Genomic DNA, 14,700 nt, shown 5'->3' with positions numbered 1-14,700 from the left:
TTTATATTAAATAAATATATAAATCAAGCTTATTATTTGTAATATTCCTACTCATGTATAAATATAATTTACTAAGAAACCATATGCAGGAGGGGAATTAGATGAATAGTAACATATACGAGGACATCGCAAAAAGAACACAAGGGGACATATATATAGGTGTAGTTGGACCAGTAAGAACAGGTAAATCTACTTTCATAAGAAAATTTATGGAAAAGTTGGTACTTCCAAATATAGAAAATGACTTTAAAAGGGAAAGAACTCAAGATGAGATACCTCAAAGTGGATCAGGAAAGACTATAATGACAGTAGAACCAAAATTTGTTCCAGCTGATGGGGTGGAAATAAAAATAAAAGACACAGTATCTTTGAAGGTTAGAATGGTTGATTGTGTTGGGTACATAGTTGAGGGGGCATTAGGTCATGAAGAAGAAGGAAGACAGAGATTGGTGTCTACTCCTTGGTCACAAGAGGCTATGACTTTTGAAAGAGCAGCAGAAATAGGAACTAAAAAAGTAATAAGGGATCATTCAACAATAGGCGTGGTAATGCTGACAGATGGTTCAGTTACAGGAATAGAAAGAAAAAATTATGTTCAAGCAGAAGAAAGAGTAATAGCAGAACTAAAATCTTTAAACAAGCCATTTGCCGTAGTTTTAAATACTTTAGAGCCAAGAAGTGAGGATACAAAGGTTTTAAAAAGAGAACTAGAGGAAAAATATGAAGTACCTGTAGTTCCAATGAATGTAATTGAAATGGAGGAAGATGATATAGAGGAGGTAATGGAGACTATACTTTATGATTTCCCATTAACAGAGATAAGAATTAATATGCCAAAATGGGTTGAAGCACTTGAAAGAAATCACTGGATAAAAAATAATATAATATCTACTTTAAAACAAAGTATAGTAGAAATAAGCAAGATAAGAGATGTAGAAGGTATAGTAGAGGAATTCTCTCAATTAGAGTTCTTAGACGATACACAAGTAGATAATGTAGAGCTTGGTGAAGGTGTAATAACAATAGATTTGGGAACAAAGCAGGAATTATTTTATAATGTTTTAGAAGAAAAAAGTGGATTCAAAATTGATGGAGATCACCAGCTACTGAGTTTAGTAACTAGGTTATCAAGAGTTAAGTCTGAATATGACAAGATAGAAAGTGCATTAATAGATGCTAAGACTATAGGTTATGGTGTAGTAGCACCTTCATTAGATGAACTTAGTTTAGAAGAACCTGAAATAATAAAACAAGGAAAGCAGTACGGCATAAAATTAAAAGCGAATGCTCCATCACTACACATAATAAAGGCTGATATATCAACAGAAGTATCGCCTATAGTAGGGAATCAAAATCAAGGTGAAGAGATGGTAAAATACCTTTTAGATGAATTTGAACAAAATCCAAATGATTTATGGGAGTCAAATATGTTTGGTAAGTCATTGCATGATTTAGTTAAAGAACAATTGCAAAGTAAATTATACACTATGCCAGATGAAATAAGAGTAAAGATACAAAGAACTTTACAAAAAATAATTAATGAAGGAAGCATGAATATTATAACTATTTTGTTATAATAACATAGGGTAGAAAGATTAAATACAATAAATATTTAATCTTTCTATTTTTTTGTTTTATAAAGGGATTAACATACAAAATAATAATATTCTTTTGGTTATATATAAGTAAATATGTAGAAGAAACTCGCACTTTACAGAAAACAAAAAAAATTCAGAAAATTTTGCAAAGTAAAAAAGGAAATTTTAAAACGGCATAGAATTATACTATGAAGAGCACTTTGTTCATAATTATTATAAATTTACAGAATATATAAAAAAAGGAAACATAAAATTCATTAAGTGATAGTTATCTGTAACAATTTAAGCTCTTTATCAATATTAAATAAGTAAAGGTATATTAAATTAAAAGGAGGCCGTTATATGGAAGGAATTATTAACAGTTTGTACAACATAGTATGGAGTAATGTATTAGTTTATTTGTGTTTGGGTACTGGGATTTATTTTTCTTTTAGAACTCGTTTTTCCCAGATTAGACATCTTAAAGAGATGGTAGCATTACTATTTAAAGGAGAAAAATCGTCAGAGGGAATATCCTCATTCCAGGCACTATGTACGGCACTGGCAGGCCGTATAGGAACAGGTAATATAGCAGGGGTTGCAACTGCTATTGCTATGGGAGGTCCAGGGGCGTTATTCTGGATGTGGGCTATAGCATTCTTGGGTGCAGGTTCAGCATTTGCAGAGTCTGCATTAGCTCAGATATATAAAGAAGAACATGAAGGGCAGTATCGTGGAGGACCAGCATATTATATAGAAAAAGGTCTTGGGAATACTAAATTTTCAAAAGCTTATGGACTAATATTTGCAGTTGTTACAGTTTTAGCTACAGGATTATTTTTACCAGGAGTTCAATCAAATTCTATATCAATCGTAGTTAAGAATTCATTCGCATTAAATGAGTGGATTGTTGCCGGTATCTTGGTTGTATTATTAGCACTTATAATATTTGGTGGTATAAAAAGAATAGGATCAGCAGCAGAACTTATAGTTCCATTTATGGGTGGGTTATATATACTTATGGCTGTAGCAATAATTGTAATTAATATAGATAAATTACCAGGTGTTCTAGCTTTAGTATTTAAGTCTGCATTTGGAGCAGAGCAAGCGTTTTCGGGAATTCTTGGTTCAACTATTGCATGGGGGGTAAAACGTGGGGTTTACTCAAATGAGGCAGGTCAAGGTACAGGGCCTCAGGCAGCAGCTGCAGCAGAGGTAAGTCACCCAGCTAAGCAAGGATTAGTTCAAGCGTTTTCAGTATACGTTGATACACTTTTCGTATGTTCTGCAACTGGATTTATGATTCTTATAACAGGAACTTACAATGTAATGAACGAGGCAACTGGAGCTATGATAGTTGAGAATTTACCAGGAGTAGAAGTTGGCCCTGTTTATACTCAAAATGCAGTTAATACATTCCTTCCAGGATTTGGTCCAGGATTTGTTGCAATCTCATTGTTCTTCTTTGCATTTACAACACTTATGGCATATTACTATATATCAGAGGTAAATCTAACTTATATAGTTAAGAGCATGAACAATGGAAAGGGTAGTAAAATAGCAACTAATATACTAAGATTTGGACTTTTAGGGGCAACTGTATTTGGATGTGTTAAGACAGCCGCTCTTGTATGGCAAGTTGGTGATATAGGTGTTGGTAGTATGGCTTGGCTTAACTTAATAGCTATAATAGCTTTATCTAATGTAGTTATAAAATGCTTCAAAGATTATGAAAGTCAGATGAAAGCTGGAGTACCTAGAGATAAGATAAGTTTCGATCCTATAAAATTAGGAATAAAAAATGCGGATTTCTGGGTAGAGAAAAATAAATCTAGTACAAAATAAAATTTATGAAATATTAAGCTGTAGGTTTCTGTATAGACCTACAGCTTTTTTATTTGTAAATAAATGGTGTCTATTAGGTTTTTATAAATATATAAAATTATACAAAATAATATAAAATGTTGTGAAAAAATATGACTGCTATGCAAGATTAAAAAAAATAAAAGAGAAACACAATTTATTATTAACTAAATTGTTGGCTAAAATCCTTTGACAGGACAAGGGATAATTTATAATTTGAAGAAATTATATAAGTACTGTGTTTTATAGAAGAAGTTTATCTAAAAGTTTGACGGGAGGGAAAGTATTGAAAAAAATAAATTACTCAAAAGTATTTATACTAGGGGTTTTTCTTTATATAGTATTTCAGGTGGTAAGTACGCTTATATGTAAAAATGTAGAATCTCAGGTGCTAGAGAGCAGTAAATTAGATTTAAAAATTCATACAAAAGGTTTGATAATAAGAGATGAGTATATAATTAAATCCAATGATAGGGGCAAGTTGAAACTTTTAGTTAAGGAAGGGGAAAAGGTTAAAAAATCTCAAGAAGTTGCAAAAATATATAAAGACGATAGGGATTTTGATATAGATAAGGAAATAAGTCGATTGGATACGGAAATAAAAAATATAAAGAAATCAAAGCTAGATAGTGATATAGAGAAAAGCAAGCTTAAAGTAAAGCAAGATGAGAGGGATATACTTCAGAGTAAAAGACAAGATAGGGTTTCTACTTTGACTAGCGATATGTCCGGTATAGTTTCATATAAATTAGATAATAATGAAGAAAAATACAAGTATGATTATTTTGATGAAATAACTGAGGAAAGTATAGAAAATGCAATAAACAATTATGAACAAATAGACAAAGAAGAAAGAAAAATAAAAGATAATGAAATTGTTATGAGGGTAATAAATCCAAACGATGTTTATGTGGCTATTTGCATAAGTAAACAAGAAGGCGAGAAATTTAAAGTTGGAGAGTTTGTAAAACTAAAAATGAAAGACTCAGATTTAGGTTATATAGATGCGAAAATAGAGGAAAAACATACAAATAAATCTAAAGTTGTAGTTATATTAAAAATAACTAATCAAAATGTTGGAATTTATGATGCAAGAGTTACAGAATTTGATATAATATATAGTGAGATAGAAGGTTTAAGGATACCCAAGGAATCTATTAAATTAGTAGATGGGAACAAAGGGGTATATGTATTAGACGAGAGTTCAGAAAGATTGAGATTTGTAAAGTTGAAGGGAATAGTTTATGAAGGTGATGATTTTGTATTTGTAGACTATTATAAAAATAATATTAACGGAGTAAAGACTGTTAATTTATATGACAAAATTCTTTTAAAGCCTAACGTAATAAACAGAAAAATATTCCTCAAAAACTCCTAAAATTTCACTCTTTACAGATAGACTTAAATTATACATAGACTAAAATTAAACTTATATAAGTTTTATATAAAGTTTGGTTGGGATATAATCCGTTATATGTTACAAAAATGAATATAAAGTAGGTGGTAAAATGGTATCTATAAAACAGAATCTATCTATAGTAAAAGATAAAATTGATAATGCAGCCAAGAGTGTTAGCAGGTCAGAACATGAGATTACCTTGTTAGCGGTGACCAAAACTGTTGATGTGGATATTATTAATGAGGCTATAGAATACGGTATAGAAGATGTAGGAGAGAATAAGCCACAAGAGCTAGCTAGAAAGTATCAAGCTATAGGAGACAAGGTAAGATGGCATCAGATTGGTACACTTCAGACAAATAAAGTTAAATACATAATAGACAAAGCATACATGATACATTCATTAGATAGAATAGCACTATGTGAGGAAATACAAAAAAGGGCAGAGAAAATAGACAAAACGATTAACTGCTTAGTTCAAGTAAATATATCTGAAGAAGAATCTAAGCACGGACTTTTAAAAGAGGATGTAATAGATTTTATAAAAATTGTATCTAAAGATTACAGCAATATAAAAATCAAAGGTCTTATGACTATGGCACCTTTTTCAGATAACAAAGAGGATGTAAGAAAAGTATTTAAAGGATTAAAAGATTTATCCTTAGAAATAGAAAAATTGAAAATACAAAATGTAAGTATGGAAACATTGTCTATGGGTATGAGCAATGACTATGAAATAGCTATAGAAGAAGGTTCTACTATGGTTAGAGTGGGTACGTCTATATTTGGCAAGAGAGACTATACAAAAATTTAAAATGACAACACAAACAAGAATAAAGAAAATGGAGGTAGTTAATAATGGCAGATGGAATAATATCTAAATTCAAAAACTGGATAGCAGAGGATGAGTATGAAGAAGATGCTTTAGATGAAATAGGGGAAGAGATTATTGAAGATGAATTAGATGAGCAATTCGGAAATATAGGAGCTCTAAAGGGGAGTAAAATTGTAAATCTTCATACAGCTAATCAGATGAAAGTTGTAATTGTTGAGCCTAAAAAATACGAAGAAGTTACTACAATAGCAGATCATCTTAAACAAAGAAGAGCAGTAATAGTAAACTTAGAAGGTTTATCTGATTCTGAAACTCGTAAAGCTATATTTAATTTTATGAGTGGATCAGTTTATGTATTAGATGGGAATATACAAAAGGTATCTAAATCTATATTTATATTAGCGCCTAACAATGTAGATATAGATGCAAATATAAAGAAAGAATTAGAAAGCAAGGCATTTTTCCCTTGGCAAAATAAATAAAAAAAGGGGTGGAGTATGCAAACTATAGGAATTGCACTATATAAACTGCTGGACTTGATATCATTTATGATATTGATTCAATGTATAATGAGCTGGTTTCCAGGTGGAACAAAAAATAAAATTTATGAAATACTGAGCAATCTAGTAGATCCAATAGTAGATCCAGTGAGATCTCTTATGTATAGCTATACGAGTGGACCTATAGATTTTTCTCCTATGATTGTAATATTCATATTGATGTTTTTAAAGAAAACAATATTATCAGCGTTTATATACTAAGTACTTATATATTAGCAAGGATATATGGACAAATTAAAAATTACAAATCATATAAAAGATATAGATTTAAAGAATAAGATGTTTAGAGTTATAGATAAGGCTAATGCTTCCATGAAAAACTATGATGTTAGGTATACTGAGTTTTTAAATCCACATGAAATAAAAAATGCAATATCAGTACTTAATTCTTATGATGATGTAAAATATACTGTGGATGGGGGTTACCTAGAGGCAGAGAGAAGCATAATTACTATATACCCGTTTTATATGAACTATGAAGATGTAGAGAGTGATATCAAGTATATACAAATAAATGGAAACTTTAAGTTCAAAGAGGTTTCTCATAAAGACTATCTAGGTGCACTTATGAGTTTGGGAATAAAAAGAGAAAAGATAGGTGACATACTTATAAACGATAATTTTTGTCAGGTAGTAGTAGCAAAAGATATTTGTGACTATATAATTATGAACCTAGATAAGGTATCTAGAAACAATGTAGATGTAGTAGAAATTTCAAAAGACGATATTATTTATAGTTTCCCAAGTTATAAAGATGTATATTTTACAGTATCTTCAGATAGGCTTGATTGTGTTATAAGTGGCCTTTATAATATATCAAGGCAGGAGAGTTTAAAATATATAAACGGAGAAAAAGTTTACGTAAATTATGAAAAAATAATCTCACCTTCTAAGTTATTGAAAATAAATGACTTAATATCTGTTAGAGGCAAGGGTAGAGCAGAGATCATAGAAATAGGAGACATTACTAAAAAGGGTAAAATAAAAGTTTATGCAAGACTAATAAAATAGGAGGTAATGAGATGCTAACTCCAGAACAAATAGAAAATAAAGAGTTCAAAAAATCACTAAGGGGATATAGAGAAGATGAAGTAGATGAGTTTTTGGACATAATAAAAGAAGATTTTGAAACTCTAAAAAGAGAAAATAAAAGTCTTAAAGAAAAGGTAGAACTTTTCCAAGATCAAGTAAATAAGTATGAAAATATAGAGGAAACACTAAAAGCAACTTTAATAACAGCACAGAGTGCAGCTGAGGATACTTGCAATGCTGCAAATAGAAAAGCTAAGGTAATAGTTGAAGAGGCTAACTTAAAATCAAGACAGATAATGGAACAAGCTAACAATAGAGTTATAGAAATAAGAAAAGAATACGATGCTTTGGTAAAAGAATTTAAAGTGTTTAGAAATAAATTTAAGTCATTGTTAGAAGATGAGATTAGAAGTGTAGATGAAATATTCTATGATGTAGATGAAAGCTGTCAAGCTCCTTTTGAGTCTATAGATATGTATCAATACAAAGGGGAAAATGATGAAGCTGCTGCAACATTTGAATAGTAAAATTTAAAAATAATTATTGACTATTCAAACAATTTATTATAAAATCTCATAGTATAAACATAAATAATAAAAGCTATGATGGAGAGAGTAGATTTTAGATAATTTCACAGAGAGTTGGATAAGCTGAGAACCAATAAATTTATAAAATTGAAAATCACTCCGAAGCTGCAGGCTGAAAGATTATAATCGATTAAGCTGTGCCGGTTGGTGCCGTTATACTAGAAGAGAGTTATATATAGATAAGTATATCTATATATAGAATTAGGGTGGTAACGCGATTATAGACTCGTCCCTTTCATTTAGAAAGGGCCGGGTCTTTTTTATATACAAAGAAATTGTAATATATAAAAAAATGTATAAATTGCTGTGATTAGTACCTATAATCTAGAGGGCTTGAAGTTAATAAAGCTTTTAATTTTTAAATTGAAAATAATATTTATTTTATAAAATTAGAAAGGGTGATATATATGGCGAAATTTAAACCGCTAGTGGATAGCTCTGTTAAGCAGGCAGAGGCAGAAGTTTCTAGTTATTGGAATGATATAGATATACTAGAAAAGACTTTAGAAAAAGGTGAAAATGACCCTAGTTTTGTATTCTACGAGGGTCCTCCAACAGCAAATGGAAATCCAGGGATACACCACGTTGTTGCCAGAACATTAAAAGACTGGGTATGTAGATATAAAACAATGGATGGATACCAAGTAAAAAGAAAAGCTGGTTGGGATACTCATGGACTACCAGTTGAAATACAAGTAGAAAAAGAGTTAGGTCTATCTGATAAGCAACAAATAGAGGAATATGGTATAGCTGAGTTCAACCAAAAATGTAGAGAATCTGTTTTCTCATATGAAAAACAATGGAGAGCAATGACAGAAAGAATGGCTTATGAGACAGACTTAGATAATCCATATATAACTTTAGATAATAACTATATAGAATCGGTTTGGTGGATATTAAATAAGTTTAACAAAGAGGGATATATATACGAAGGTCATAAGATACTTCCTTATTGCCCAAGATGTGGGACAGGTCTTGCTTCACATGAGGTAGCACAAGGATACAAAGAAGTAAAAACAAATACAGTAATAGCTAAGTTTAAAAGAAAAGATGCAGATGAGTATTTCCTAGCATGGACAACTACTCCTTGGACATTACCTTCAAACGTTGCCTTAACTGTAAATGGTGAGGTAGACTACCTAAAAGTTAAGCAAGGTGAAGAAGTTTACTATGTATCTAAGCCTTTAGCTAATAAAGTTTTAGGTGAAGATTATGAAGTATTAGAGGAAATGAAAGGTAAGGATTTAGAAGGTATAGAGTATGATCAGTTAATGCCGTTTGTTGAGGCTGACAAAAAAGCATTCTTTATAACTTTAGGAGATTATGTAACAACTGAAGACGGTACAGGTATAGTACACACTGCACCAGCATTTGGTGAGGATGACTACAATTTAGGTAGAAAATATGATTTACCAGTTATTCAACCAGTAGATGAAACAGGTAAGTTTACAACTACTCCATGGGAAGGCAAGTTTGTTATGGAGGATGGCCTAGATGTTGAAATAATAAAATGGTTAGCTCACGAAAACAAACTATATTCTAAGGAAAAAGTGGTTCATAATTATCCACACTGTTGGAGATGCCAAACTCCACTTGTATATTATGCAAAGCCGAGCTGGTATATAGAAATGACAAAATTAAAAGATCAATTAATAGAGAATAACAATACAGTTGAATGGTATCCAAAGTTCGTAGGAGAAGGAAGATTTGGTAATTGGCTAGAAAACTTAAATGACTGGGCTATATCAAGAAGTAGATACTGGGGAACTCCTTTAAATATATGGAGATGTGAATGTGGTCACAAAGACTCTGTAGGTTCAAGAGCTGAATTGGCCCAAAAAGCTGTAGAATATGTAAACCCAGAAACAGTGGAACTTCATAGACCATACGTTGATGATATACACTTAAAATGTGAAAAGTGTGGAAAACCAATGACTAGAGTAACAGACGTTATAGACTGTTGGTTTGATAGTGGATCTATGCCATTTGCTCAACATCACTATCCATTTGAAAACAAAGAAAACTTCGAAGAATTATTCCCAGCAGACTATATCTGTGAAGGTATAGATCAAACTAGAGGATGGTTCTATTCATTGCTTGCAATATCTACATTTGTTATGGGGAAAGCTCCATATAAGAAAGTTTTAGTTAACGACCTTGTTTTAGATAAAGATGGCAAGAAGATGAGTAAATCAAGAGGAAACACTGTAAATCCTTTTGAATTATTTGATAAGTATGGAGCAGATGCATTGAGATGGTACTTATTATATGTATCTCCACCATGGACTCCAATAAGATTTGATGAAGAAGGTCTAAAAGAGGTTCAAAGTAAGTTCCTAGGAACTATGAAAAATGTATACAACTTCTTTACATTATATGCAAATACTGATGATATAAATCCAACTGATTTCTTTGTAGAGTACAAGGATAGACCAGAACTTGATAGATGGATACTATCTAAGTTTAATAATTTAAAGAAAGAAGTAGAAGAAAACTTAGAAATATTTGAGGTAAACAAAACTATAAGAAGAATACAAGCATTTATAAACGATGACTTATCTAACTGGTACATCAGACGTTCAAGAAGAAGATTCTGGGCAACTGAATTAACAGAAGATAAAAAAGCAGTTTATAATACAACTTATGAAATACTAACAGAACTTTGCAAAATGATAGCTCCGTTTGCTCCATATATGTCAGAAGAAATGTACAGAAATTTAACTGATGAGGTTTCAGTTCATTTAGCATCTTATCCAAAGGCTGATTTAAGTTTAGTAGATGAGAAGTTAGAGGAAAAAATGGATTTAGCTAAAAACTTAGTTACTTTAGGTAGAGCATCAAGAGAAGCTAGTAGAATAAAAGTACGTCAACCAATACAAGAGGTATTTGTAGATGGAAAATACGAGGAAATATTAGGAGATATAGTTGATTTAATAAAAGAAGAGCTTAATGTTAAAGAAGTAGTATTTGCTAAGGATTTAAGTGAGTATATGAATTATAGCTTAAAACCAAACTTTAAAGTATTAGGACCTATATTAGGTGCAAAAATGAAATTCTTTGCCGGAGCACTAAATAAATTAGATCCAAGTGTTGCAGTTCCTAAGTTAGAAAACGGTGAAAATTTAACTGTTGATATAGATGGTGAAAATTTCGAGTTCAATAAAGAACATGTTTTAATAAACATATCTGCAAAAGAAGGGTTCAATGTATCAATGGAAAACAATCTATTTGTGATACTAGATACTACATTAACAGAAGAATTAATAAATGAAGGGTATGCTAGAGAGTTTATCTCTAAGGTACAGCAAATAAGAAAATCTAGCAATTTTGATGTATTAGACAATATAACAATAGACTACTCAGGAGATGATGAAATAGCAAAAGCTGTAGATGATTTCGCTGACTATATAAAATCAGAAACTTTAGCTTTAGAAATAAATAGAGTGGATGATGAGAGTTTAGAAAAACATAACTTAAATGATCATATGACTGGAATAAAAGTTATAAGAAAATAATATATTTACTAAAATTAATTCCTGCATAAATAGGTGGAAATAAGCTCCTCTGTTTATGCAGGAATTTTTTTGAAATTAGATGTCTTAAAGCATATACTTAAACATTTTATAGTGATAGAATACTTATTGACAGACAATAAAAATTTACAGGAGGACGAGATGGACAGTAAGAAAAAAGGTATTGGTCTTGTTGTAATAGCAACTACATTTTGGGGAATGATGGGTATTACTAGTAGAAAACTATCATTGTCAGGTCTTAGTACTTTTGATGTATCTTTTTTAAGATGCTTAATTGCAGGATTGTTATTTACATTTTGGATATTAAGAAAAGACAAAAATCTCTTAAAGTTAGATATAAAAGGGATAATAATTTGTTCTTTATATGGAATTGTAGCATTTGCATCTAGTTTTATAAGCTATAATATATCGGTTGAAAGAATACCTATATCTATTGCGACAGTTTTAATGTTCACAAACCCTATATGGGTAACCGTTTTTGGAGAAACTTTAAATTTGATTCAGATTTTAGGTGCTATAATAGTTATTTTGGCAGCTGTTATACTTGAAATTGATATTAAAGTGTTTATTAATAATATAAAGTTAAACTTAAACTTAAAAAAGGAAGAGTCTCAATAAGTTTATTGGGGCTCTTCCTTTTTATAAAAAATTATTGTATTTAGTAAACCCTATCTAGAAGGAAAGTAGCAATTCCCTCATAAGGGATTTTTTCTGTTTTTAGCAGGCCTTGTATAACTAGACCGTCGACGATTGATATCACTAGAAATGAGAACGATTCTGCATATTTTTCATTTCCGTGAAAAGTATTTAAAAGTTCATCTCTCAGTGTAGTTCTCCACTGGATATAATTAGCTTTTATTCTCTCTTTTAAAGGTTCATTAGATGTTATAGCCTCACAAATAAGGTACATATGAACCCTACCTCTACCTTCGATAGTAGATATTTTATCTATAATAAATTTAACTATTTCATCCTGAGGCTGATCAGATTCAATATTCTGTACACAGTTTAATATAGCATCAGTTATTACTTGTAGATGGGTGTCAGCTATGTCAAAAATCAAATCATTTTTAGAAGAATAATGATAATAAAGAGTACCTTTGCTTATATTAACAGATTTTGCAATATCGGCAAGTGTTGTATTCTTAACACCATTTTTTTGTATTAGCTCTGTAGCAGCGACTAAAATATTCTGTTTCATATTTGTTGTATTATTAGATTTCATAAGAACGACCTTTCTATAAGTAAAACAATTAAGATAAATTAATAATATTATAAACTTACAAAAAAATATTGTCAACAAAGGCTAAACTCTTGAGAAAATATATTATTGACTTTTTAATTATTTGGCTATACAATAATATTAATAATCGGTCGATTGACCGACCGACAAAATAAACATCTATATGATAAAAATTTCAAGAATATATTTTATAATGCATAGGAAATTATATTTATTTTAAAAATATTGGTAAGTGTAATTTACGTATATGTATTTCAAAAAATTATCCTTTGAAGTTTTAGATAGAATTAAGTTTTAGATAGAAAATTTTTTTATTATAAATTTAAAAATTATGAAAATAGTGGGGTTATTTATATGAGTAGGATAAAACTAATAACAGATAGTGCATGTGATTTACCTAAAGATATAATAGAAAAACTTAACATTAACATAATACCTCTTAATGTTTCTTTTGGAGAAGAAACATTTGTTTCTGGAAAAGATATAGACAATAAAACATTTTATCAGAAGATGGAAAAGTACGATGATCTACCTAAGACATCTTGTCCTTCTCCTGACAAATTTATAGAAAGTTTTAAATGTGAAGAGGATAGTGTTTTGGTACTATGTCTAAGTTCTAAATTATCAGGGACTTATAATAGTGCAGTTTTGGCAAAAAATATCTTAGAAAAAGAAGGTTACGACAAGAGAATAGAAATAATTGATACTATGAGTGGGTCTGTAGGGCAAGGACACTTAGTATATGAGGCGGCAAAATTAGTAGCAGACCAAAAATCTATTGATGATGTTGTAGAAATAATAGAAAAATTTAAAGAAAATGCTGCCTTCTTTGGGACTTTGGAAACATTAGAAAATGCTATAAAGGGAGGAAGGATAAATCCTTTAGCAGGAAAGATAATAAATACATTGAATTTAAAGGCTATAATACACATAACTGATGGAGTTGTTAAACCTATAGATAAAGCAAGAGGAGAGGGAAATAGTCTTAAAAAGGTAATCAAACTTGTGGGTGATAAGATTACTAAAGAAGAGACGAAAACCCTATTTATAGGGCATGCAAACTGTGAGGAAAAGGGATTAAAAGTAAAACAAATTATGGAAAGTCAGTATAGATTTAAGGATATAATTCTGTGTGAAATTGGTTCTGTTATGGGCACATATACAGCGAAAGGTGCTATATTAATAAGTTCATTATAAGCCAATTCATTATAAAGTAGTATACGAATTATTTGAGGGTTCCCTCTAATTAGAGAGGATAAGTAAAAACTTACTTATCCTCATTTTTTTATGCTTTAGCTTATTATTTTTATATAATTATGTATTGATGGTATTTTATAAATTAAATATGATTGTATAAATTATATTAAAGTTGTTAAAATTAAGAAATATATTAATAAAAATATAAGTACTAATTATATAAAATTACAAAAATAATGGTATAATATATAAGGATATTATTTTTACATAGATGGATAGTGAGTTGACATTTTTAAAACTAAGACATATTATAAAACATGAGAAATATAACATATATTAATATAGTTAGTCCTATGAAAAGAATTAGTAGTCAAATAAAGGTTCGATACAGAGAGTTAAGGTGGCTGAGAACTTAACAAGAAAGGTTTGATGAATGGATCTTGGAGGAAAAGCGTGACTGCACGTTACAGCAGAAAATAAGTGATATGTATTTTATTAAAATATATATAATTTAGGTGGCACCACGGAAATAAATCCGTCCTATTTATTATAGACCAGCTAGTTAAAGTCAACAGTTTTTAAAAATATTTTATAATTATGTTTTTTCGTATAGCAAATAAACCATCAAATATACACGAATTTTTGATGGCTTATATGGAAAAATAGTTCATATTAGCCGTTAGGCTATATTAGGTAGACTTTTGTTTTCTAGATACATCTTACAGTGCAATTTAGGGTTACGTACTTCATATGGTTTTTGGTTGCGTAGCACAGAAAAAATATAGTTCATTAGCTTATGCATAATGGCAACTAGTCCAACTTTTTTGCTTTTACCATTCATATTATTTTTATAATAATTAAGCAAAACAGGGTT

General features: G+C 30.1%; 12 protein-coding genes, 1 pseudogene and 2 other annotated features. Of the genes and pseudogenes, 11 read left to right on the top strand and 2 right to left on the bottom strand.

Annotation, left to right across the window (positions count from 1 at the left end):
- Positions 1-101: 101 nt before the first annotated feature.
- From spoIVA to BUB34_RS04575, 10 genes are all read left to right on the top strand, one after another.
- A complete protein-coding gene (gene spoIVA / locus BUB34_RS04620) occupies positions 102-1,577 on the top strand; it encodes a stage IV sporulation protein A (protein ID WP_073124749.1) in 1,476 nt (491 codons plus the stop codon).
- A gap of 363 nt (positions 1,578-1,940) precedes the next feature.
- The gene (locus tag BUB34_RS04615; RefSeq protein WP_073124747.1) at positions 1,941-3,422 is read left to right on the top strand and encodes an alanine/glycine:cation symporter family protein; all 1,482 of its coding nucleotides are present in this window, start codon (positions 1,941-1,943) and stop codon (positions 3,420-3,422) included.
- Positions 3,423-3,726: 304 nt separating this feature from the next.
- A complete protein-coding gene (locus tag BUB34_RS04610) occupies positions 3,727-4,818 on the top strand; it encodes an HlyD family efflux transporter periplasmic adaptor subunit (protein ID WP_073124745.1) in 1,092 nt (363 codons plus the stop codon).
- A gap of 130 nt (positions 4,819-4,948) precedes the next feature.
- The gene (locus BUB34_RS04605) at positions 4,949-5,653 is read left to right on the top strand and encodes a YggS family pyridoxal phosphate-dependent enzyme (protein WP_073124742.1); all 705 of its coding nucleotides are present in this window, start codon (positions 4,949-4,951) and stop codon (positions 5,651-5,653) included.
- Between the two features lie 44 nt (positions 5,654-5,697).
- On the top strand, positions 5,698-6,156 hold the full coding sequence (locus BUB34_RS04600; protein ID WP_073124740.1) for a cell division protein SepF: 459 nt from the start codon (positions 5,698-5,700) through the stop codon (positions 6,154-6,156).
- Positions 6,157-6,171: 15 nt separating this feature from the next.
- A complete protein-coding gene (locus tag BUB34_RS04595) occupies positions 6,172-6,435 on the top strand; it encodes a YggT family protein (RefSeq protein WP_073124738.1) in 264 nt (87 codons plus the stop codon).
- Between the two features lie 24 nt (positions 6,436-6,459).
- Complete coding sequence (locus BUB34_RS04590) at positions 6,460-7,245, top strand: YlmH family RNA-binding protein (RefSeq protein WP_073124735.1); 786 nt, start codon at positions 6,460-6,462, stop codon at positions 7,243-7,245.
- An 11-nt stretch (positions 7,246-7,256) separates the two neighbouring features.
- Positions 7,257-7,790, top strand: a complete 534-nt coding sequence (locus BUB34_RS04585; protein WP_073124733.1) for a DivIVA domain-containing protein — start codon at positions 7,257-7,259, stop codon at positions 7,788-7,790.
- Positions 7,791-7,859: 69 nt separating this feature from the next.
- Positions 7,860-8,090: a binding site (T-box leader), on the top strand.
- A gap of 170 nt (positions 8,091-8,260) precedes the next feature.
- Positions 8,261-11,368, top strand: a complete 3,108-nt coding sequence (ileS, locus tag BUB34_RS04580; RefSeq protein ID WP_073124730.1) for an isoleucine--tRNA ligase — start codon at positions 8,261-8,263, stop codon at positions 11,366-11,368.
- A 159-nt stretch (positions 11,369-11,527) separates the two neighbouring features.
- A complete protein-coding gene (locus BUB34_RS04575) occupies positions 11,528-12,004 on the top strand; it encodes a DMT family transporter (RefSeq protein WP_084120182.1) in 477 nt (158 codons plus the stop codon).
- A gap of 40 nt (positions 12,005-12,044) precedes the next feature.
- Here BUB34_RS04575 and BUB34_RS04570 read toward each other — a convergent pair whose 3' ends face one another.
- Positions 12,045-12,611: a TetR/AcrR family transcriptional regulator gene (locus BUB34_RS04570; RefSeq protein WP_073124725.1), complete on the bottom strand. Its 567-nt coding sequence runs from the start codon at positions 12,609-12,611 to the stop codon at positions 12,045-12,047.
- Between the two features lie 372 nt (positions 12,612-12,983).
- Here BUB34_RS04570 and BUB34_RS04565 point away from each other — a divergent pair, with 372 nt between their 5' ends.
- On the top strand, positions 12,984-13,826 hold the full coding sequence (locus BUB34_RS04565; protein ID WP_073124723.1) for a DegV family protein: 843 nt from the start codon (positions 12,984-12,986) through the stop codon (positions 13,824-13,826).
- Positions 13,827-14,170: 344 nt separating this feature from the next.
- Positions 14,171-14,372: a binding site (T-box leader), on the top strand.
- 133 nt (positions 14,373-14,505) lie between these two features.
- Here the strand turns inward: BUB34_RS04565 and BUB34_RS13390 are convergent.
- Positions 14,506-14,700: pseudogene (locus tag BUB34_RS13390) on the bottom strand (hypothetical protein); the annotation flags it as partial.

The sequence above is a fragment of the Asaccharospora irregularis DSM 2635 genome (assembly GCF_900129815.1).
Taxonomy (GTDB): Bacteria; Bacillota; Clostridia; order Peptostreptococcales; family Peptostreptococcaceae; genus Asaccharospora; species Asaccharospora irregularis.
Note: the sequence above shows the minus strand (reverse complement) of the source record. Positions and strands in the feature narration are given on the sequence as shown.